Origin of the sequence: Thermobacillus xylanilyticus (assembly GCF_907165215.1) — a bacterium.
In the GTDB taxonomy this organism is placed as follows: domain Bacteria; phylum Bacillota; class Bacilli; order Paenibacillales; family Paenibacillaceae; genus Thermobacillus; species Thermobacillus xylanilyticus.
Map to the genome: position 1 here is coordinate 14185 of NZ_CAJRAY010000019.1, position 20910 is coordinate 35094.

Annotated in this window: 22 protein-coding genes; 8 read left to right on the forward strand and 14 right to left on the reverse strand. The window is 60.1% G+C overall.

What is annotated here, in order from left to right; genetic code table 11:
* Positions 1-94: 94 nt before the first annotated feature.
* The 4 genes from KJQ12_RS04195 (at position 95) to KJQ12_RS04210 (ending at position 3416) form a co-directional block, all read left to right on the forward strand.
* Positions 95-1267, forward strand: a complete 1173-nt coding sequence (locus KJQ12_RS04195; protein WP_213483632.1) for an MFS transporter — start codon at positions 95-97, stop codon at positions 1265-1267.
* Positions 1268-1339: 72 nt separating this feature from the next.
* Positions 1340-1789 (forward strand): Rrf2 family transcriptional regulator, encoded by a 450-nt coding sequence (locus KJQ12_RS04200; protein ID WP_213483633.1) that lies wholly within the window; start codon positions 1340-1342, stop codon positions 1787-1789.
* Positions 1790-1900: 111 nt separating this feature from the next.
* Positions 1901-2185, forward strand: a complete 285-nt coding sequence (locus tag KJQ12_RS04205; protein WP_213483634.1) for an ArsR/SmtB family transcription factor — start codon at positions 1901-1903, stop codon at positions 2183-2185.
* A gap of 61 nt (positions 2186-2246) precedes the next feature.
* Entirely contained in the window at positions 2247-3416 is a 1170-nt protein-coding gene (locus KJQ12_RS04210; protein ID WP_213483635.1) for an MFS transporter, read from the forward strand.
* Between the two features lie 69 nt (positions 3417-3485).
* On the opposite strand, the gene KJQ12_RS04215 is transcribed toward KJQ12_RS04210, so the two are convergent.
* The 7 genes from KJQ12_RS04215 to KJQ12_RS04245 all read right to left on the reverse strand — a co-directional run bounded on the left by KJQ12_RS04215 (position 3486) and on the right by KJQ12_RS04245 (position 9487).
* Positions 3486-3902, reverse strand: coding sequence for a hypothetical protein (locus KJQ12_RS04215; protein WP_213483636.1), 417 nt, complete (start codon positions 3900-3902; stop codon positions 3486-3488).
* Between the two features lie 88 nt (positions 3903-3990).
* Complete coding sequence (locus tag KJQ12_RS04220) at positions 3991-5163, reverse strand: ABC transporter permease (protein ID WP_213483637.1); 1173 nt, start codon at positions 5161-5163, stop codon at positions 3991-3993.
* Positions 5142-5861, reverse strand: a complete 720-nt coding sequence (locus tag KJQ12_RS04225) for an ABC transporter ATP-binding protein (protein ID WP_425315957.1) — start codon at positions 5859-5861, stop codon at positions 5142-5144. Before KJQ12_RS04225 ends, KJQ12_RS04220 begins: the two co-directional genes overlap by 22 nt.
* Positions 5861-7120: an efflux RND transporter periplasmic adaptor subunit gene (locus tag KJQ12_RS04230; protein WP_213483638.1), complete on the reverse strand. Its 1260-nt coding sequence runs from the start codon at positions 7118-7120 to the stop codon at positions 5861-5863. Before KJQ12_RS04230 ends, KJQ12_RS04225 begins: the two co-directional genes overlap by 1 nt.
* 106 nt (positions 7121-7226) lie before the next feature.
* On the reverse strand, positions 7227-7859 hold the full coding sequence (locus tag KJQ12_RS04235; RefSeq protein ID WP_041853783.1) for a glycoside hydrolase family 11 protein: 633 nt from the start codon (positions 7857-7859) through the stop codon (positions 7227-7229).
* A gap of 27 nt (positions 7860-7886) precedes the next feature.
* Positions 7887-8777: a formylglycine-generating enzyme family protein gene (locus KJQ12_RS04240; protein ID WP_213483639.1), complete on the reverse strand. Its 891-nt coding sequence runs from the start codon at positions 8775-8777 to the stop codon at positions 7887-7889.
* Positions 8778-8854: 77 nt separating this feature from the next.
* Positions 8855-9487: a glycoside hydrolase family 11 protein gene (locus tag KJQ12_RS04245; RefSeq protein WP_015253740.1), complete on the reverse strand. Its 633-nt coding sequence runs from the start codon at positions 9485-9487 to the stop codon at positions 8855-8857.
* A 396-nt stretch (positions 9488-9883) separates the two neighbouring features.
* Here KJQ12_RS04245 and KJQ12_RS04250 point away from each other — a divergent pair, with 396 nt between their 5' ends.
* A complete protein-coding gene (locus KJQ12_RS04250; RefSeq protein WP_244860413.1) occupies positions 9884-10930 on the forward strand; it encodes a glycoside hydrolase family 76 protein in 1047 nt (348 codons plus the stop codon).
* 48 nt (positions 10931-10978) lie between these two features.
* Here KJQ12_RS04250 and KJQ12_RS04255 read toward each other — a convergent pair whose 3' ends face one another.
* The 7 genes from KJQ12_RS04255 to KJQ12_RS04285 form a co-directional block, all read right to left on the reverse strand.
* Positions 10979-12022, reverse strand: a complete 1044-nt coding sequence (locus KJQ12_RS04255) for a glycoside hydrolase family 76 protein (protein ID WP_213483640.1) — start codon at positions 12020-12022, stop codon at positions 10979-10981.
* Positions 12023-12036: 14 nt separating this feature from the next.
* On the reverse strand, positions 12037-13206 hold the full coding sequence (locus tag KJQ12_RS04260; protein ID WP_244860414.1) for a glycoside hydrolase family 76 protein: 1170 nt from the start codon (positions 13204-13206) through the stop codon (positions 12037-12039).
* 8 nt (positions 13207-13214) lie between these two features.
* Positions 13215-14093 carry a carbohydrate ABC transporter permease gene (locus KJQ12_RS04265; RefSeq protein WP_425315958.1) on the reverse strand — a complete coding sequence of 293 codons (879 nt, stop codon included), beginning with the start codon at positions 14091-14093 and terminating at the stop codon, positions 13215-13217.
* A 28-nt stretch (positions 14094-14121) separates the two neighbouring features.
* Positions 14122-15000, reverse strand: a complete 879-nt coding sequence (locus tag KJQ12_RS04270; RefSeq protein ID WP_213483680.1) for a carbohydrate ABC transporter permease — start codon at positions 14998-15000, stop codon at positions 14122-14124.
* A gap of 39 nt (positions 15001-15039) precedes the next feature.
* The gene (locus KJQ12_RS04275) at positions 15040-16332 is read right to left on the reverse strand and encodes a glycoside hydrolase family 125 protein (protein ID WP_015253734.1); all 1293 of its coding nucleotides are present in this window, start codon (positions 16330-16332) and stop codon (positions 15040-15042) included.
* Between the two features lie 60 nt (positions 16333-16392).
* Positions 16393-17730 carry an ABC transporter substrate-binding protein gene (locus KJQ12_RS04280; RefSeq protein ID WP_213483642.1) on the reverse strand — a complete coding sequence of 446 codons (1338 nt, stop codon included), beginning with the start codon at positions 17728-17730 and terminating at the stop codon, positions 16393-16395.
* A 188-nt stretch (positions 17731-17918) separates the two neighbouring features.
* The gene (locus KJQ12_RS04285) at positions 17919-19076 is read right to left on the reverse strand and encodes a GntR family transcriptional regulator (RefSeq protein WP_213483643.1); all 1158 of its coding nucleotides are present in this window, start codon (positions 19074-19076) and stop codon (positions 17919-17921) included.
* 179 nt (positions 19077-19255) lie between these two features.
* Between KJQ12_RS04285 and KJQ12_RS04290 the strand changes: the two genes are divergently transcribed.
* From KJQ12_RS04290 to KJQ12_RS04300, 3 genes are all read left to right on the forward strand, one after another.
* Complete coding sequence (locus tag KJQ12_RS04290) at positions 19256-19450, forward strand: helix-turn-helix transcriptional regulator (protein ID WP_015253731.1); 195 nt, start codon at positions 19256-19258, stop codon at positions 19448-19450.
* 15 nt (positions 19451-19465) lie between these two features.
* Positions 19466-19843, forward strand: a complete 378-nt coding sequence (locus tag KJQ12_RS04295) for a hypothetical protein (RefSeq protein WP_213483644.1) — start codon at positions 19466-19468, stop codon at positions 19841-19843.
* Between the two features lie 332 nt (positions 19844-20175).
* On the forward strand, positions 20176-20898 hold the full coding sequence (locus KJQ12_RS04300) for a hypothetical protein (protein WP_213483645.1): 723 nt from the start codon (positions 20176-20178) through the stop codon (positions 20896-20898).
* Positions 20899-20910: the final 12 nt, after the last annotated feature.

Consider the following 20910-nt stretch of genomic DNA (forward strand, 5'->3'; position numbering starts at 1 on the left):
ATAGAACTAACATGGTTACACTAAAGTTTTTACTTTTTTTACCCTTAGTGTAACTGTTTCAGTTACACTAAACAGGAAAGGAGGGCCCGGTATCTTGAATTACCGCTTGTTCATTCTGGCGCTCGGCACCTTCGCCATCGGGACGGAAGGGTTCATGATCGCCGGGGTGCTGCCGATGCTTGCGCAGGATTTGCACGTATCCCTGCCGGCCGCGGGTCAACTGGTAACCGCGTTCTCCCTGGCTTATGCGTTCGGTTCCCCCCTGCTCGCCATGGTCACGGGACGGGTGGAGAGAAGGGCGCTGTTCCTCGGGGCGCTGCTGCTGTTCGCCCTCGCCAATGTCCTGTGCGGGATGGCGAACCATTACGGCTTGCTCCTGTCGGGACGCGTGATGGCCGCGTTCGGCGCCGCGTTATTCGTGCCCGCGGCTTCAGCGGCGGCCGCGGATCTGGTCGCGCCGGAACATCGCGGCAAGGCGCTGGCGGTCGTGATCGGCGGCCAGACGGTCGCGCTGGCTTCGGGGGTGCCGATCGGCACGTGGGTTGCCCACGCGTTCCATTGGCGGACGACGTTCTGGATGGTCGGCATCCTGGCGTTGATTGCGGCCATCCTCGTTCGCTGGCGGTTTCCCGTCATGGACGCCGCCGCATCCGCCCGTCTTCGCGACAGACTCGCCCAGCTCAGGCGTCCGGTCATCTGGACGTCGCTGCTGGCGACCGTATGCTGGGGAACCGGCGCGTTCACGGTGTACACCTATATCGCCGACGTGTTCGGTCAATTGGGCGCGACCCCGCGGATGATCAGCCTGGTCCTGCTGATCTGGGGCGTCTCGAGCCTGATCGGGAGCACCCTGGGCGGATTCGCCGTCGACCGGTTCGGTTCCGCCCGGACGATTCCGCTTACGCTCACCGCCCTCTTCGCGGCGTTGACCTTGCTCTCCGTCCTGACTTCCGGGCCGCCGACGCATCAGGCGCTGGCAATCGGAATCGCGGCGATGGCCGTATGGGGCGTCAGTGCCTGGGCGTTCAACCCGGCGCAGCAGCACCGGCTCATTGCACTGTCGGGGAAAGCGGCAGGCCTTGTCGTATCCCTCAATCCGTCGGCCATTTATCTGGGAAGCGCGCTGGGAGCCGCGGTCGGCGGCCTCGCTGTGTCGTACGGCCATGCTGCGGGATTGGGATATATCGGCGGAGTCTGCGAGCTGCTTGCCATCGGAGCCTTCGCGGCGAGCCGCATCCGGGAGCGCCGGACAGCCGCGGGCGATTGAGCGCGGACCGGCCGTTTGACAGCCTCTTCCCGGCGTAACTATAATGTTGTTACCTGAGGAGGAGGGGGCCAAATGGCGGTCGTCAGCCGATATACGGTGGCGCTTCACATCCTCACCTGGATGGCCCAGGTTGCCAGGAAAAATCCGGATTCCGTAACCTCCAACCAAATCGCGGCAAGCGTCAACACCAATCCGGTGTTCATCCGCCGGGTTCTCTCGCTGCTCCGCAACGCCGGACTGGTCACCGTGCAGCACGGCGCCGGCGCAGGCTGGAACCTGGCCAAGTCGCCGGACGAAATCACGCTCCGCGATGTCTACGAAGCGGTGGAGCAGCATCCGCTGTTCGAGCTGCATCACAGCGAACCGAACCCGGCTTGTCCGATCGGCCGGGGAATTCGGCCCGCGCTGCGCGAATTTTACGAGAAGGCGGAACTTGCCATGAAGCAGGAGCTGTCCCGCGCGACCATCGCCGATGTGTTGGACAAGACGATGTCCGATCCGTCGAACCGCAGATTGAGCTGAGCCGGGCCAAGGTGCCGTCGGACCGCCCGGCGCGCTCGCGCTTGTTGATTTGAAGCATGCGGTTTGATACTTTTCGAAATATAAAAGCAATGGAAAGCTTGGTGCATACCGATGAACGCGACCGAACAGAACCTGAAAGATGCGGTGAAAATCTACAAGGCGCTGGGCGAACCGACCCGGCTCGGCATCGTGCTGCTGCTGTCCCGGCACGCCAACCTGAGCTGCACCGAAATCGGCGAACGGCTGAACGTGGCGTCCGGCTCCACCCTGTCGCATCATCTGAAGCAGCTTGCGGACTGCGGACTGATCGAACTGTCGCACAAAGAAGGGACGTACCACTATTACCGGGTCCGGCGGGAAGTGCTGGAGCGCTTCGTTCCCCCGGATCTCGCGTAATCTTTTTTCGTCCAATATTTCGATGATTATAGAAGTATGGAAACAAGGAGGAGCTTGGGTCGTGAAACAATATCTCATCATTTACTTGCTGGCTTTCGGCGGGTTTCTGGTCGGGACGGCCGAAATGATGATTGCCGGCATCCTGGACCTGATCGCCGATGACTTCCGTATCGCGGTCGGACTGGCCGGCCAATCGGTCACCGCGTACGCGCTCGTGTTCGCGATCGGCACGCCGATTCTGATCGCCGCCTCTTCCCGGATCGAGCGGCGAACGCTGCTGCTCATCGCCTACGCCGTCTTCATCGCGGGCAACATCGCGGCCTTTGCAAGCTCTTCGTTCGGCTGGTTCATGCTGTCGCGTGCCGTGCTGGCGGCCGGCGCCGGCGTCATCGTCGTCGTCTCGCTCACCGTGGGAGCCCGTCTCGCTCCGCCGGACAGGCGAGGCAGCGCCATCGGCACCGTCATCATGGGATTCAGCCTTGCCCTCGTGCTCGGCGTCCCGCTCGGCGCCCTGATCGGCGATTTGTCCGGCTGGCGCACGAACTTCGCCCTGCTGGCGGCGCTCGCTTTCCTGCTGTGGATCGCCCTGTGGAGGCTCATACCTTCGTCCGGAGCCGACGAACCGGTGCCGCCCGGTCGGCAGCTCTCCTCGCTTCGCGACGCGAAGACGGTAAGCGGGCTGCTCGTCACGCTGTTCTGGATCGCGGGCTATCAGCTCGTGTTCACCTATCTGTCGCCGCTGCTAAGGACGTCAGCCGGCATCGACACCGCCATGGTCAGTACGGCGCTGCTTGTCTGCGGCCTGTTCTCGGTGGCGGGTTCGCGGCTCGGCGGATACGGCGCCGATCGTTGGGGAACCGCCCGCACGATCACGTTCAGTCTGCTGACCCACGCCGCCGCCCTGGTCGTGCTGCCGTTCGCCTCCGTATCGATCATCGGCGCACTCGCCGTGCTGGCGGTATGGTTCGGCTCGGCCTGGACGACGACGCCGGCCCAGCAATACTATCTCGTCTCGATATCGCCCGGCGCCGCCGATTTCGTGCTGAGCCTGAACAACTCCATCCTGCAGCTCGGCATTGCGATCGGCGCGGCGGCGGGCGGCCTGATCGCGGAGCTCTCCTCCGTGCGCCAGCTCGGATGGGCCGGTGCCGCCGCCGAACTCCTCGCGCTGCTGGCCGCGGCGTATTCCTTCTCGCGAATCGCCCGAACCGCCGAAAGCCCGCGTCTGTGACAGACGCGGGCTCCCTCACCGCTCCCCGAAGGCGGTTACACCTTCATGGAGCGGCTGTCTTGCCGGCTGCTATTCGTCCTTCACACCGGCCATCTGTTTCTTCAACTGATCCAGTTCCATTTCGGCGCGGAAGAGACGGGAAGCCATATATTCATGTTCCTGCTTGTTCTTGCCCAATTCCAGCATAATATCGTCAAGGCGGCGATCCATGCGCGATTCCATTCGATCGATCCGTTGTTCAAGCTGCCCGAATCGTACGTCGATCTGTTCGAATCGTCTGTCGATCTGTTCGAATCGTCTGTCGATCTTTTCAAATCGTCTGTCGATCTGCTCAAATCGATCATTCATTTGACTTTTCAGCTGCTCGAACCGCTTCTCATTCGCCTCTTTCTCATCTTCAAATTGACTCTTCAACAAGCCAACCGTATAAATGAGATCACCTAGCAGCCCTTCGATCCGGTCCAGCCTTGCATCGACGTTGCTCAAGAACAACACCACCGATACGAATGTGTGTTCTCATATTACCATTTCTGGCGAACAACGTCAATCCGGTTGACAATCTGGCAGGCCCCGCCTACTCAAACCGCAACGCGTCGATCGGCTTCAGGTTCGCCGCCTTGTTGGCCGGGTACATGCCGAACACGACGCCGATCAGGATGGAAAATCCCATGGACAGCGCGATCATGTCCGCGGAATGGACGACGTCGATCTTGACGAGCGACGATACCGCCCGGCCGGCGGCAAGCCCCAGTCCGACGCCGAGCAGGCCGCCCAGGGCGCTGATCGTCACCGACTCGATCAGAAATTGCATCAGAATGTCCCGCTTCTTCGCGCCGATCGCCTTGCGGATGCCGATCTCCCGCGTCCGCTCCGTCACCGACACGAGCATGATGTTCATGATGCCGATGCCGCCGACGAGCAGCGAGATGCCCGCGATTCCCCCAAGGGCGAGGGAGAGCGTGCCGGAGACGGACGCCGCGGTTTCCAGCATGTCCGCCTGATTGAACACGCGGTAGGCGTCGTCGCCATTGCGGAAAATTTTCGCCAGCCTCGCCTCCACTTCCGCCTGAACCGCATCCAGCGCATCCATCGACTCCGCCTGGATGTAGACGCTCCGCACGCCTTTGCTCCGGAACATCCGCTCCGCCGTTGTGAGCGGGATAACGGCCAGTTCGTCATTTGACCCAAGCGCGGAGCTCCCTTTCTCCGCGAGCAGCCCGACGACCTTGTACCGCACCCCGTTGATCCGCACATATTCGCCCACGGGATTTTCGGAACCGAACAGTTCCTCGGCCGTCGCCGACCCCAGAACCGCGACCTTCTGATGGAAGTCCAGATCGATCTGCGTGATGAACCGCCCCGCGGCGAGCTCGTAACCGCGCAGGGGAAAATAATCCGCGTTCGTGCCGATCACGTTCACGCCGGCACCGGCCGTCCCGTATTTCAGCGTCGCGTTGTTGCTGTTATACGGCGCCGCGTATTCCACGCCTTCGATCCCGGCGAATTGCACCGCCTCTTCGTAAGCCAGCGTCGAGGTGACACCCCGGCCGAGAATATTGACCGTCAGCAGATTCGTGCCGAGACTCTGCACCTGCTCCTCGATCTGCTTGCTGGTGCCCTGACCGATCCCGACCAGGGCGATGACGGAGCCGACGCCGATGATGACGCCGAGCATGGTGAGGATCGAGCGCAGCTTGTTGCTCCGGATGCTCTTGAACGCCATCTTCAGTCCCTGGGCGAAATGCATGCCGCACCGCCCCCTTCGTCCAGCACGCCGTCGGCAATCCGCACGATGCGCTTCGCCTGATCGGCAACGTCCATATTGTGGGTGATGAGAATGATGGTGTGCCCTTCCCGGTTCAGCTCCAGCATCAGCTCCATCACTTCGCCGCTCGTCTTCGAATCGAGTGCGCCCGTCGGCTCGTCGCCGAGCAGAACGGGCGGACTGCCGGCGAGCGCCCGGGCGATCGCCACGCGCTGCTGCTGGCCTCCCGACAGCTCGGCCGGACGGTGCCGCGTCCGGTCCGCCAGCCCGACCTTGCGCAGCGCCTCCATCGCCCGCTCTCGCCGCTCGGCGCCCTTCATGCCTCTGTAAATCAAGGGCAGCTCCACATTTTCGAGCGCGGTGAGCTTCGGCAGCAGATTGAAGTTCTGAAAAATAAACCCGATCTTCCGGTTGCGGATTTCCGCCAGCCGGTTCTCCGGCAGACGGCTCACTTCCTCCCCTTCCAGCCAATACTTACCCGAGGTGGGGGTGTCCAGACAGCCCAGGATGTTCATGAGCGTCGACTTGCCGGAACCCGAAGGCCCGATGATGGCGACGAATTCGCCGTAACCGACCGTCAGCGACACCCCGTTCAACGCCTTCAGCACTTCGCCGCCCATCGCGTACTCCTTGCTGACCTGTTCCACCCGGACCAGCGGACGCTCCGTCTTCCCGTCCATCATGGCCCGCCTCCGGGGGCGGCGCCGCCGAATCCGCCGCCTCGCGTCATCGGATCTCTTCCGGCCGGAAATCCGCCTTCGGGGAGTCCCGCGCCGCCCCGGAAACCGCCGATCCGCACGGCCGGGGCTTCCTGCTGCTCCGGAACGGACGACGCCATCGGAATGATGACCGTATCCCCTTCCGCCAGGCCGGATACGATCTCGATGAAATCTTCATTATGTTCGCCGACCTCGACGCTCACCCGTTTCATGGCCGTCTGCAGCCTCGCCGCCTGCCTGTTCCGCGCGCCGCCGGCTGCCGGCGCTTCATCCTCCCGCGAAGCGTTCTCCTCTTCGCCGGGCACGAGGACAAAATATCGCCCGCCCACGGACTGCACCGCCTCGATCGGCACGTAGAGCGCATCCTGCTTCTCCATGGTCAGGATCGTCGCTTCGGCGCTCATGCCCGCCTTCAGCCCGTCCGCTTCCGTCAGCAGCACCGTCACATCGAACGTTGCCACACCGTTGCTGGACGAGCCCTCATCCGCGATCTGCGCCACGGTGCCTTCGAACACCCGGTCCGGCAGCGCGTCGGCCCGCACTTCCGCCCGCTGTCCGACCTCCACCTTCGCGATATCCAGCTCGTCAACGCTGATCACAAGCTTCATCCCGCTGTAATTGACGACCTCGCCGAGTTCCGCGTTCTCGCGGATGCGATCGCCCGCCTCCACATCGAAGCCGGTCAATTTGCCGTCAATCGGGGCCGTGATCGGATCGGGGCCCGCATCCTGCGTCTTGAGATCCGCAATCTCCTGTTCCAGCTGCCGGATGTCCAGCTCCTTCGCGCGAATGTTGAGCATGATCGAATCCGTATTCTCGTCCGCCCGCATCGCGTTCTTGTATTGGAGCTGAAGCGACTCCAGATCCAGCTTCGCTTTCTCCAGACTGATCCGCTTGCTCTCGATCTGCCGTTCGGCATCGTCGTCTTCCCGCTCGAAGGTGATGAGCACATCGCCCTTCTTGACCGGATCCCCGTCCTTGACATGCACTTCGGCGACGGTGCCCGCAGACGCCGCCGCAACGGTTTTCCGCTCCACCGGTTCGATGCTTCCGGTTCCCGATACGGAAGCCGTCAGCGTGCCTCTCTGGACGGCGGCCATCGTCTGCGCCGCCAATCCGCGGACCGGTTCTTCCCGCTGCTGCAGCCACAGCCATCTTCCCGCCGCAATGACCGCAACGAGCGCCGCCCCGACGGCGATGTACCGCCATTTTCGCTTCACCGGCAATGCCCATCCTTTCCATCCAGGTGTTACCGGCACAAATTATGAAAGACAACCCTGAATGGAAGCTGAAGGAAAGCTTAAGATGAGCTGAAAATGGACGGCATTACCACACGGTGACGCTCGCCTGTCCCGCGGCGCTGCCCCCTTCGACGGCCAGAATCTGGTGCAACCAGTTGTTCCCCAAGGGCATGCCGGCGTCTTCCCACGCCTTCACATGCGCTTCGAGCGTAACCGTGGATCTCGAACCGATCGGCCGCTTCGTCTGGCGAACGCTCCAGTTTTGCTGGAACGTCTGCGTGCCTTCGGGAGACGGCGCATTGAACCGCAAAGCGTGATACAGATCGTACCAGGCCCCGTCGATGTAGACGGATCCCCGGTAATCGGCAGTGACGGGCCGCCAATTCCCCCAGTTTTCGACGACGCGGTATTCGACGAGCGGATTTCTCATCCACCCGTACACCAACAGAAATGCGCTGCCGTCCGTCTGAAAATCGCTTGCAGTATAATGGATGACCCGGCCCGGCGATCCAATCTGCCAGCCTTTGCCCGCGATGAACAGCGCGTTCCCGCTCCAGTCGACGGAATATTGGCCGTCCGGTCCGTTCACGGCGTTTACGTTTCCGTTGCCGTTCGTCCAGAAATACCAGTTCAGGTCCGCGCTTGCGTTCACGGCGAACAGTCCGTACAGCAGCGCAACGGCGGCCAGCGCCGCCGCCATCCGTTTCCTCCATCTCATCGCGTCTGTCCTCCTTTCAAATCTGAATCAGGCATTGCGCGCGACGCGAAAACCCTGGTCTGGACCGACGCCGCTCGCGTCGAACATGCCCCGGAACTTGATCTCGAGGGTGTGGACGTCGCCGAGCCATCCGCCGCCGCGCACGACGCGGAACATGCCCGATTCCACCATCTGATCCTCATACCAGTCCCAGCACCATTCCCTGACGTTGCCCGACATGTCGTACAGCCCCAGTTCGTTCGCCTTCTTGCGTCCGACGGGCCGGGTGCGGTTCTCGTTGTTCTCGATGGACTGCCAGCTCCAGCCGCCTTTCAAATACCGGTTTCCGGCGTTGCGCCAGTTCCACGACACGTCGTCCGGCTTGTTGCCGCCGCTGTACTTGTAGCCCTTGCTTTTTTGACCGCCGCTCGCGGCGTATTCCCATTCCAGTTCCGTCGGCAGCCGGTAGCCGTTCGCCCCTTCGTTGATCGTGACGATCCATTTCAAGGGGTCGATCTCGCTCTTGTTGTCCGGGTCCGCCTGACTTTTGTCGATGTTGTAATACGGCTCGAGCCCCTCCATCAGGCTCCTGCGGTTGCAGTACTCGATGGCCTCGTACCAGCTGACCGAATCGACCGGGAGATTGTCGCCCCTGAATTTGGACGGATTGCTTCCCATCACGGCCGTCCATTCCTTCTGCGTGACTTCATATTTGCCGATATAGAAATCCTGAACGGCGACCTCCCCGCCGGAGTAATTGGAACGCTTGTGCTTAAATGTCCCCCCTTCAACCAAAACCATCTGATCCGACAAAAGCTTCCCGCCCGTCCGATCCGTCTGTTCCGCCCCGCTCACCTGCACGCTCGAACATCCGCCGACCGCAACAGCCGCAGCCACCAGGACAAAAACCGCGCAGACCAACGTCTTCTTTTTGCTCACGATACGGCCCCCTTTGCTTGAACAGATGCTGCCAAAAAGAGAAGGCCGCCGGCTGGACAGCCGGCCGGCCCGTCTCATTACCAAACCGTGACGTTGGAGTATCCGCTGCTGTAATAGCCTTCGGTTGCGAGCACCTGGTAAGACCAGCTGCTGCCCATCGGCATGCCGGCAGCGCCCCATGCGTTCACGTGGTTCTCGAACGTGATGGAGACGTTGCTGCCCGTCGGGCGTTTCTGCTGACGAACGCTCCAGTATTGTTGGAACGTCTGCGTGCCGTCGATGGACGGTGCGTTGTAGCGCCAGCTGTGATAGAGGTCATACCATGCGCCGTCGCTGTACACGCTGCCCCGGTAGTCGCCGGTCGGGCGGTAGCTGCCCCAGCTGTCGACGACGTAGTATTCGATGAGCGGGTTGCGCGTCCAGCCGTACAGCGTCAGATACGCGTTGCCGTTCGGCTGCCATGCGCCGGCGTTGTAGTTGACAACCCGGTTGTGCGCACCGTATTGCCAGCCCTTGCCGATGACGAAGTTGCCGCTGTTGCTCCAGCTTACGCTGTAGTTGCCGCCTTGTCCGTTCGTCGCGTTCACATACCCGATGCCGTCCGTCCAATATTGCCAGTACGTGTTCGCGCTGGCGCCATTTACGGCGAACAATGCGGATACCATCGCCACGGCCACCAGCACCGCCATCAGTTTCTTTTTCTTGAACATTACTTTTCCCTCCTGTCAAAATGTGATTTTGATATGATAGCGCTTCCCAACCGACCAACAATCAACCGGTGTCAAATGCCGTATGCATTTTACATACACCTCCTTTGCAGGTAAATTATAGGATGTAAGCGCATTCTGTTCAATGTGAGAAATTAAAGGATTCCCCCCCACAGATTTAATCGATTTCATTCCGGGCGGAAAATGGAACCATCCGGCTCCGGACCGCGTCCGGATGAGGCTGTTCTTCCCGGAGATATTTCGACATGACTTGTAATATTAATATAATTGACATTATATCAATATATGTACTAAAATGTTTGTAAGCGCTGTCTATTGGCGGTTGGATCACTGCATGACCCACCATAACGGCAGAAATACCGAGGGGAGATCGAAACCGTGGACAATCAAGTGCTGACCGAAACCAGCCAGGCGGATTGGAAAATCCGTGCGGAGACCGCCCAGGAGGAATTGATTTACAACTTCTGGAATCCCGAACTTCAGATCATGAACCAGCTCGCGCCCTGCGGCGGAAATTGCAATGATCATCTGATTTATTGGTGGCATGCCCATGTCGTCGACGTGCTGGTCGACGGATACGAACGAACCCGCAAGCACAGCTACCTGGACCGGATCGACCGGGTCGTCGCCGGCGTCCGGCAATTGAACGGCGAGACGCTGCTGCACAATTACTACGACGACATGGAGTGGATGGCGCTCGCGCTGCTGCGCGTGTACGACGCGACGGGCCGCGAGGATTACAAGGAAGCGGTGCTGGTGCTCTGGGAAAGCATCAAAACGGCATGGAACGGCCATATGGGCGGCGGCATGGCGTGGAAGAAAGATCAGCTCGATTACAAGAACACCCCGGCCAACGCGCCCGCCAGCATTCTCGCTTCCCGGCTGTACCAGCGGTTCCGGCGCCCCGAAGATCTGGAATGGGCCCGGAAAATCTATCAATACAACAAGGACACGCTGGTGGACCCGGACACCGGTTTCGTCTGGGACGGCATCAACCGGCTGGGCGACGGCAAGATCGACAAAGACTGGGAATACACGTACTGCCAGGGCGTATTTCTCGGAGCCGGCATCGAATTGTACCGCATCACCGGAGACCGGACGTACCTGGACGATGCGCTGCGCACGGCGAAAACTTCATTGGAGCGTTTCGTCCTGCCGGACGGCATGCTTCCCGACGAAGGCAAGGACGATTGCGGGCTGTTCAAAGGGATCTACATCCGCTATTTGCGGGAGCTGCTCCGCATTCGGCCGGAGCTGTCGGACATCCGCCGGATGATGCTGCACAACGCCGAGACGCTGTGGCGGCAGGGACGGGATGAGAAGGGCCTGATCAGCCGGAGCTGGAAGGACCGGCCCGAAAGGGTCGTGCAATTGTGCGCCCAGCTCAGCGGAATCATGCTGATTGAAGCCGTCGCCTCCCTGTAACCGCGCAACCATTCAGGGGCCGCCCCTCATGGGAACGGCCCCTTCCCTTTATGCAATCCGCGTCATCGCCTCGAGCAGCATGACGCCGCTCAGCTGCGTCGACAGTTCGACCGGATATCCCGCCGGCGCGTCCCAGCGCTCGCCGAACAGCGGCCGGTCTCCATCGAGGCGGCCGCGCCGCCACAGCGACTCCGCGTTCGTCTCCAGCAGCCCGATCCACGGTGCCGCTTCCCCGGTTGCCGCAGCTTCCGCGGCGAGCAGGGCGAGATACCGGACGAAAATGCCTTTGAACAACCCGCCGTCGCCGCCGCCTTCCGGGGGCAGCACGCCTTCGGGAGACGCCAGCACCGCTTTCGCCGCCGCGGCGGTCCGCAGCGCCTGATCCCGGTACGCTTCGACCCCCGTCATGCGATACAGTTCCAGCGCCGCGCCGATGAACACGCCCTGACAGTACGTGAACTTCCAATCCTTGTCGATCGCCCCGTCGCCGAGGCGGTTCATCCCATCCCACACGAATCCGGACTCGGGATCGACCAGATGGCGGAGCTGCCACTCATGGATGCGCAGCGCCCATTCCAGATCCGATTCCCGGCCGAACGCCCGGTACAGCCGCGCCGCCAGAATGGCCGCCGGCGCGTTCGCCGGCGTGTTCTTGTAATCCGGCTGCGATTTCCGCCAGGCGATACCGCCGCCGCAATGGTCGTTCCACCCGCCCCGGATGTCCGCCCACAGCTCCAGAACCGCGGCCTTGTACCGTTCGTCGCCGGTTGCCTGATAGGCGCGGAGCCAGGCGATCGCCATCCATTCCATGTCGTCGTACAGCTCGTTGATCCATGTGCCGCCGTTCCGTTCCAGCAGACCGTCATAGATCTGGCGGAGCCGTTGCTCATACAGCGGATCGCCGGTGCGTTCGAACGCATCCGTCAAATTCTCGACCGCGTGCGCCATCCACCAGTAGTGGAAAATCGTGTTGCATTTCCCGTCGGGACAGGGCGTTGCGATATTGTACATCCGGATCGCATCATTCCAGAACATCGCATCGAGCGCCTGCTGCGCCTCGTCCGCCCTGCGCCGGCATTCATCGGCTTTCATCTCATCCGCTCCCGTCATCCGATGTCAAGCATCTCAAGTTGTTCCAGCACCGCGAGCATTTCGAGCAGCATCATGCCGCTGAGCTGCGTGCTGAGCTGCACGACCGCATCCGGCGTCTGCGCCCAGGAGTTGCTGAACAGCGCGGCATCCGGATGTTTGCCGTACACCCACAGACTTTCGCCGTTGGTGAGCAGCATCCGCACCAGTCCGTCCGCCCGGCCGGGGTCTTCTTTGATCAGCTCGGTCAGGTACCGCACCAGAATGCCCTTGAACAGCGCGCCGTCGCCGTCGCCTTCGGAGGGCAGCATGCCCGTGGCGGGGCTCGTCATCTGCCGCTCGACATACGCGGCCGTCTTCCACGCTTCATCCAGGTAGCTCCGGTCCCCCGTCGCGCGGTAGAGCTCGACCGCCGCGCCGATGTAGACCCCCTGGCAATACGTGAACTTCCAATCCTTGTCGATCCGGCCGTCGCCCTGCCGGTTGATGCCGTCCCATACGAGGCCCGTCTCGGGGTCGACGAGCGTCTGCCGCTGCCACTCGAAAATGCGCTTCGCCCATTCGAGATATTGCTCGTCGCCGAATCGGTCGTAGAGCCTCGCGCCGAGGATGACAGCGGGGGCGTTGGCGGGCGTATTTTTGTAGTCGAGCTGCTCCTTCCGCCAGGCGATGCCGCCGCCCATCTCGTCGTTCCATCCCGTCAGGATGTCTTCCCAGAGGATGAGCGCGGCTTCCTTGTACCGCTCGTCGCCGATCTGGTCATAAGCCCGCAGCCAGGCGAGGGCCATCCATTCCATATCGTCGTAATAGGCGTTGGGAAAAATGGTGTTCCGATCCAGAATCCCCTGGTACATCGCGTCAATCCGCTGCCGGTAGCCGTCGTCCTTCGTTCGGGCGTAACCGTCAACCAGCGTGTCGAGCGCGTGGGCCTGCCACCAGTAATGGAACGGATCGGTGCACAGCTGCAGCATGCAGGGGGCTGCGTTGTTGTGAAGCCCCCGCTTCTCGTCCCAGAACTGTTGGAGCAGCTCCTGCTGCGCAAGTTCGGCGCGCGCCGACCAGAGACCGCCGCCGCGTCCGCCCCGCTCGCCGCCGAAGACCGCCGTGCAGACCCATACGCCTGCGGCAACGAGCAGTCCCGCAACAACCGCCGCAATCGTCAACCATGTCCTCCGTTTCCGTGCCATGGCCGCGCTCACCCTTTGATCCCGCTGAAGGCGATGCCCTGGGTGAAGTAGCGCTGCAGGAAGAGAAACAGGATCAGGATCGGCAGCACGGCGACGAGCGCGCCGGCCATCATCGGGCCGTAGTCCGTCTGGTAATTGTACGAGAACGCCTGCAGCCCCATCTGGATCGTATGCTTCGCGGGATCGTTCAGCACGATCATCGGCCACAGGAACGCATTCCAGCCGGCCTGGAAGGTGAAGATGCCGAGCGTCGCCAGGGCGGGCTTCGTCAGCGGCAGGTAGATCCGCCAGAAGATCCGGAACTCGCCTGCCCCCTCAATGCGCGCCATCTCCATCAGGTCGCTCGGCAGCGTCAGGAAGAACTGGCGCATGAAGAACACCGCGAACGAGCCGGAAGCGCCGGGGAGAATGACGCCCCAGAACGAGTTGATCAGGCCGAACCCGCCGCGCCCGAGGATGTCGTTGCCCCCGAGCAGCGGCAGATGTTTCAGCACGAAGAAGCTCGGGATGAGCGTCACGACGCCCGGGATCATCATCGCGGCGAGCAGGATGGCGAAGAGCGGCTTGTTCAGCCGGAACCGGAGCTTTGCGAACGCGTACCCGCTGAGCGAGCCGAAGAACAGGTTTGTCAGCACCCCCATCGTCGCGAGAAAGAACGAGTTCCAGAAATACAATCCGAACGGCACGGTCCGGAAGGCGTTCTGGTAATGCTCGAAGGTGATATGGGAAGGCAGCCAGCGGATCGGAAGGGAGAAGATTTCCTCATCCGGCTTGATCGACGTCATCAGGCTCCAGAAGAACGGCAGGAACATGAAGACGGACATCGCGATCGCCAGGATATAGAAGACCGCGGCGCGTACGTTTCGCGAAAACGGCGAGCTGCCAATGTCATGGGCGCGCATCAGTCTCATCCTCCTAGACAAACGTTTCGTCGGATTTCGAGATCCGCATATTCAGAATGGAGAAGATCAGGATGGACAGCGCCAGCACGAAAGCCTGCGCCGAGGCGTACCCCATCTGCAGCTGGTTGAACCCTTGCTGGTAGATCAGATAGACGGGCGTCTTCGTCGCATTGGCGGGCCCGCCCTGCGTCAGCACGAACGCCTGGTCGAAAAGCTGCAGCGCGCCGATGATGGACATCGTGCTCACGAGAAACGTCGTCGGCTTGAGCTGGGGCCAGGTGATGTAGCGGAAGCTTTGGAACCGGTTCGCCCCTTCCAGCCGCGCGGCTTCGTACATGTATTCGGGAACGCCCTGGAGCCCGGCCAGATAGATGACCATGTTCGCGCCGACGGACTGCCAGAGCGTCACCATCACGATCGAGGGCATCGCGGTGTTGGTCTGCGCGAGCCACGCCGGACCGGTGATGCCGAGATAGCCGAGCAGCGCGTTCACCAGGCCGTACTCCGGATGGAGCAGCCACAGCCATACCGTCGCCGCCGCGACGGCCGACGTCAGCGTGGGCAGATAGGCGGCCGTCCGGAACAGCTTGACGCCGAGGCCGGCCCGGTTCAGCAGCAGGGCGATCGCCAGCGAAATCGCAATGTTCAGCGGGATGAAAAGCACGGCGTAATACAGCACGTTCCGGAACGTCCGCCACAGCAGGTCGTCGTGGATCAACCGCTCGTAGTTGGCGAAGCCGACCCAGTTCATCCGGTTCAGGACGTCGTAATCCGTAAAGCTGAGGTACAGCGCCATGACCACCGGGATGACCGTAAAGACGGTGAACAACAGCATCGTCGGCGTGATGAACACGTAGGCCGTCCGCGCTTCATGCCGTCCAAGGGATTTCATGGATGACACGGTGAACCCCTCCCTTGCATCTCCATGCGCTCACTTCTCGATGCGGATGCCGCAGATGTCAAGCGCCAGTTCGCAGAACATCATGTTGGCCCAGGAAAACCATTCCCTCGTAAAACGGGCCGGGTCATTGGCGTCGAAACTTTCGTGCATCATGCCGGCGCCGCCGTCGGTCTCGACCATCAGCCGGAGCTTGCGCTTCTTCTCCTCCGGATCGCCCGTCGTCAGTCCTTCCATGGCGATCGCGATATGCCAGACGTAGCCGGCCGGCGTGTGGGGACTGCCGATGCCCCGCCCCGCGCTTCCCTCGTAGTAATAGGGATTGTGCTTGCTCAGGATGAACTTCCGCGTGTTCAGGTAGACGGGATCGTCGGCGCCGGTGTAGCCGAGGTACGGAATGGACAGCAGGCTCGGCACGTTCGCGTCGTCCATCCATACATACCCGCCCATTCCGTCGCATTCATAAGCGTATATCGGGCCGAACTCCGGATGCTCGCAAACGGCGAACTCCCGGATGCCGCGGTCGATCTCGGCGGCCAGCGAAGCCGCGCGTTGCACGAGCGCCTCGTCCTTCAGCACGTCCCGGCCGATCTCCTGCAGATAGCGCAGCACGACCACCGCGAACATATTGGAAGGAACAAGATAGCCGTAGGTGCAGGCGTCGTCGCTCGGCCGGAAACCGGACCAGGTCATGCCGGTGTAGCGCGTCTCCGCCCCCCGGCCGTCCCGGATCAGCGTGTCGGTCGGCACGCCATTCAGGCGCTGGAAGCGATAGGAAGAATCGCGTTCATGATGCTGCTCCCGCCGCCACACCTCGAGGATCAGATCGACCGCCTGGCGGAACGTCCCGTTGAATTGCGCGGTCAATCCGGCGTTTTTCCACAGCAGCCAGCTGAGCTGGATCGGATAGCAGAGCGAGTCGATCTCGTATTTCCGCTCCCAGATCCACGGATTCATCTCCGTGATGTCGCTCTGGTGGCCCTGACCGTTCGGGGCGGCGTTGAACGCGTTCGCGTACGGATCGAGCCGAATGAACCGGAACTGCCTCTCGATCAGCCCGAGAATCATGCCGGCGATCTCCTCGTCTTCCTTCGCCAGCAGGATATAGGGACGGACCTGCGCGGCGGAATCGCGCAGCCACATGGCCGGAATGTCCCCTGTGATGATGTACGTGGTGCCGTCGGGCAGTCGTTGGATCGTGCGTTGGAGCGTATTTTGCATGCAGGTTGCGAAAATGTCGGCCGCTTCGGGCATGTCGGCCAGTCTCCGGCGAACCGTCTCGATCAGCCGAATGACCGATTGCGGCGTTTTCAACATTTGGGTCATGATGTCTGGCACCTCCGGGTTGGGATGAAAAAGGGGAGGGCAAGCCTCCCCTCATGTCCGTTACTTGACGTCGGCGTTCTCTCTGAGCAGCCGGTCGCCTTGTTCCTGCGCCTTGCCGAGCGCTTCTTCCGCGCTGAGATCGCCATTCATGAACAGCTGCAGATTCGGGATGAGTCCGTCGACTTCCATCACGGAATATCCGGGATGCTGCGGACGGATCTTCGCGAATTCCAGCGTTTCAAGGAACGGCTTCCAGAACGGATCGTCCGCGAAGAACGGATCTTCGAGCGCCGGCTTGAAACCGGGGATGTTGAGGCTGGTCTTCGCCCACAGCAGCGCGTTGTCCTTGTTCGCCAGCCACCACTTGATGAACTCCCAGGCTTCTTCCTTGTGCTTCGAGCCTTCCGGAATGACAAGGCCGAATCCGCCCATCACGCTGCCGCGGTCGCCGTTCGGTCCGGCCGGCGGCGGCACGATGCCGAAGTCCAGCTCGTTGCCGTATTTCTTGTAAGTGCTGAGCATCCACGGGCCCGTGTAGTGCATCGCCATCTTGCCGGTGACGAACACGTCCTGTCCTTCGCCCAGCCCCTGCTCGAAACCGATCTTGTACACCTTGTCTTCGTTGAGCAGCTGGTCCCAGAACCGGAGGACGGAAAGTCCCTGCTCATTGTTGAAGTTGGTCTTGCCGTCTTCCGTGATCATCGTGCCGCCGGCCTGCTGGAGATACATGTTGAACAGCCCGACGTCCGACAGCGAGAATCCGGATACTTCCAGCTTGTTGCCGTTCCATTTCGTCAGTTTGCGGGCCGCTTCCCGGAGTTCATCCCAGGTTGCGGGCGGCTCCACGCCCGCTTCTTCGAGCAGCTTCTTGTTGTAGAACAGCGCGCGCGCATCCACCGTCAAGGGCAGACCGTACAGCTTCCCGTCGTATGAAAGCTCTTTCAAAGCTTCGCCGTAAAAATCGTCCCGCGATATGCCGTCCCGGTCCATGTACTCGTCGATCGGGTGCAGCACGTTCTTCGGCGCATAGAGCGACGTTCTCCACCGGTCCCAGAACAGGATGTCCGGCGATCCGCCCGAAGTGGCGGCGGTCAGGAACTTGGTGATCATATCCTGCTGCAGCACGTACTTCACGCGGATCCGGTCCTGGGACTTGTTGAAGGCGTCCACCATCGTCTCGAACTGCTTCTGGCCTTCGCCGCCCCAGTCACCCCAGAAGGTGAGCTCCACCGGTTTGCCGCCCGAAGCCGAAGACTTCCCGTCGTTCGACCCGCCCGATGAACCTCCGCCCTGGCCGTTCCCGCCGGAACCGGCGCCGTCGTTCTTGCCGCAGGCGGCCAACAGCGTCAGCGCCGCAATCAGAACCATCGTGAGTAAAACGCTGCCCAGTCGTTTCATGGTCACAACCCCCACAACCAGAATGATAAGCGCTTACAGTTATTATATTAAAGACGCAATAATGATATGTCAATATATTTGTTTGTCGAATTTGGTATATTATTTTCGAGGGCGGAAAGAGGTGCAAAAAGCCCGGAATCGACTTCCGGGCTTGCCTTTTCGGTTTGGGCGGCTGACTTTTGGGGAACTCAGCGTGTCGACGAACCTTCAATGATCCGGTACGGGATTATGTTGTGCATCTGGACTTCTTCCCCGTCCCACAGCTTCTCCAGCAGATCCACGGCTTTGCGGCCCATCGCAAATTCGTCCTGCCGCACATGCGTGAACCGGTGGTTGCCGAACGGCTCGTCCGGGGAATCGAAGCAGACGATCTGACAGTCTTCGGGAATCCGCTTGCCGAGACTGATCAGCGCCTGGTGCACGATGAGCGCGAGGTTGTACTCCGCGACGACGAATGCCGTCAGATGCGGATTCCCTTCGACAAATCGCCTCACCGTCTCGATGTCGACGCTGATGTTGCGGCTCTCGAAGGAGCGCGGCAGCGAACTGTACAGATTCGTCATCATGTGGCCCGGCGGAAGGCTCAACCCGCGCTTCGCGAACGCCATCGTGAAGCCGATGATCCGGTCCTCGATCGTCGACGTGTTGTCCGCCGGCGCGGATATGAAGCCGATCTGCGTATGCCCGCGCTGGATCAGGCGGTCGGTCAGCTCGAACGCGGCCTGCCGGTTGTCCGTGTAGACCGCGGCGGTGGCGATCCCTTTCAGATAGCGGTCGATCAGCACGACCGGGAATTTGTCCAGCACCAGCCGGACGAGCTCGGGGTTGTAATGTTCGCCATGCACCGGGAAAATGACGATGCCGTCAACGCCGAGATGCATGAAGGAACGGATCGCTTCCTCTTCCTCTTCGCGGTTGTCGTAGGTCAGCTTGATGAACATGCGGGCGCCGATCTGCGAGCACCGCTCCTCGACGCCATGAATGAGCCGGAGGCCGTAGGAATCGGCGAAGTCCGGCAGGATGAAGGCGATCGTCTTCATCGGCGACGCGGACCGGGCCGGCGCGTTCTTGGCACCGTCTTCTTCCTGGTCCCCGTTCGGATCCAGCGGCTTCAGACTGTCCAGGTCCGGCAGGTTTTGCGAGACGAACGAGCCTTTGCCCTGCACCCGTTCGATCACCTTCTGGAGCGCCAGCAGCTCCAGCGCCTTCTTCGATGTAATGCGGCTGACGTTGAAGTGATCGGCCAGTTCTTTCTCCGACGGCACCCGATCCCCGCTCGTCAGTTCGCCGTTTTTGATTTTTTCTAATAAATGGTTGTATATTCGCTCGTACAGCGGGACGTTCATCTTGTGCATCATCCTTATCACCATATCTTGATATATCAACTATACCTCTTGATTTCGGATATATCAATCAAAAACTTTACGATTGGTGTAAAGGACACTTTACGTAAAGGTTGCATTACATTAAAATGGAAGTGAACGCTCGGCTTGACTTGAATCATTGAACATCCGGGGTGGGACATTTGAAAAACAGACTGCCGGAGTACCGAAAAAAATACAATCTGTCCCAGGACAAATTGGCCGAGATGCTTGAGGTGACGCGGCAAACCATCATTTCGATCGAAAAAGGCAAATACAATCCTTCGCTGCCGCTTGCGATCAAAATCGCCCGCATTTTTCATACCGCCGTGGAAGAGATTTTCATTTTGGATGAATAAGAAAGGAGTGCGGACATGCTGTCCAAAAAACTGCTGATCCTCTTCGGCTTTGGCTGGCTGGTGATAGGCGGCTTTCTGGCACTGGTTCAATTCATGACCAGCGACGCCAAAAATTTCGAAAACTTCTTTGTCATCGCAAGTTTGGCGATCATCAGTTTCACCATGGCCGATTTGGCGCCTCACCTGCAGCGCAAAGACGAAAGAATCCAATATATTCGGCAAAAAGGCGCGTTTTATACCTCCATCCTCACCCTGTTTTACTGTGTTGTGCTTTGGTTGTTGACACAATACGGCAATCTTGAGATCAGCGTCAAACAAGCCGTCCTCATTATGCTCTCACTCGTCAGTTCCACGCTGTTTCTCTCCTGGTTCGTGTTGTCGAGGAAATATTGACAGGACAGGAACCTTCCCGGGCGTGTCGGCCGCTGAAATGGTCCGTGCTGAACCCCGAGCTGCCTTCCGGACACCGGCTTGCCCGGTGTCCTTTTCTTCCTTCCCCATTGAACCCCGCACTGTTGCAGGACGGAGCTCGTCTCGGACGTACCGATTTCATCAGCATCCATAAAGAGTTTATTATTCTATTTTATTCTAGTTTATGCTAATATATAGAATGAAAGCGTTTTATAGAAAGGAGGGGTTTATAGAGCAAACGCGGAATGGGTGACGGTCATTCCCAAAGCGACGAAGTACGGTGAACGATCAATCCGGTAAAGGAGGAAATTTCCATGAGAAAAATGTACGGCAAATTTCTTGTCTTGATGCTTTCATCGATTTTATGCGTAATATCCGTTTTCGATGGTGTCAGCAATGCCCATTCATCCCATTCCTCCTCTTCGAGTACGGAACAGTTTGCAGAGATGATCGCAACGTATCACGATCATGCGGTCGAACTCACTGACGAGGAATTTTCGCAATTGCAACAGGTCATTCTCGAAAAATGGGATCAGGGCGAAATCGAAACCGTTGAACCGAAAAGCAAATTTGATTTTGACAGAGCCAGGGGAACCGCATTCGACGGGGAATTGGAGAACGTAAAGACGTATTATGTGTTTATTCCCTTCCGGGAATCGGCGGGCCACTTTATGCCGCTCAGCGGAATAACCTTCGCTTTCGCAAATGACGGAACCATCGTTCAGGCACACGAAGTCATCATTGACGAGGCGGAAAATGCATTTGATATCAAAATTTACAGCAACGGTGCGTTGATCGGCTCCCATGTTGTGGATGGAATATCGGGCCATAGTGACGGGATGGTGAGACCTTTCGGCTACTGGGAAGATGTGGCGGAATGTCTCCAAAATTTTGGTGCGGACGGAAGCATCGTTGCAACGGCGCTTGCGGCCTGTTCACTTGTTTGCCCTGTGACAGGGCCGGCCGGCTGTGCGGTTTGCATCGGCATTTATTTGGCAGTTGACGCGGGTGTCATTGTCGGCTGTCTTCTTCAATAAAGAACGGGAAAA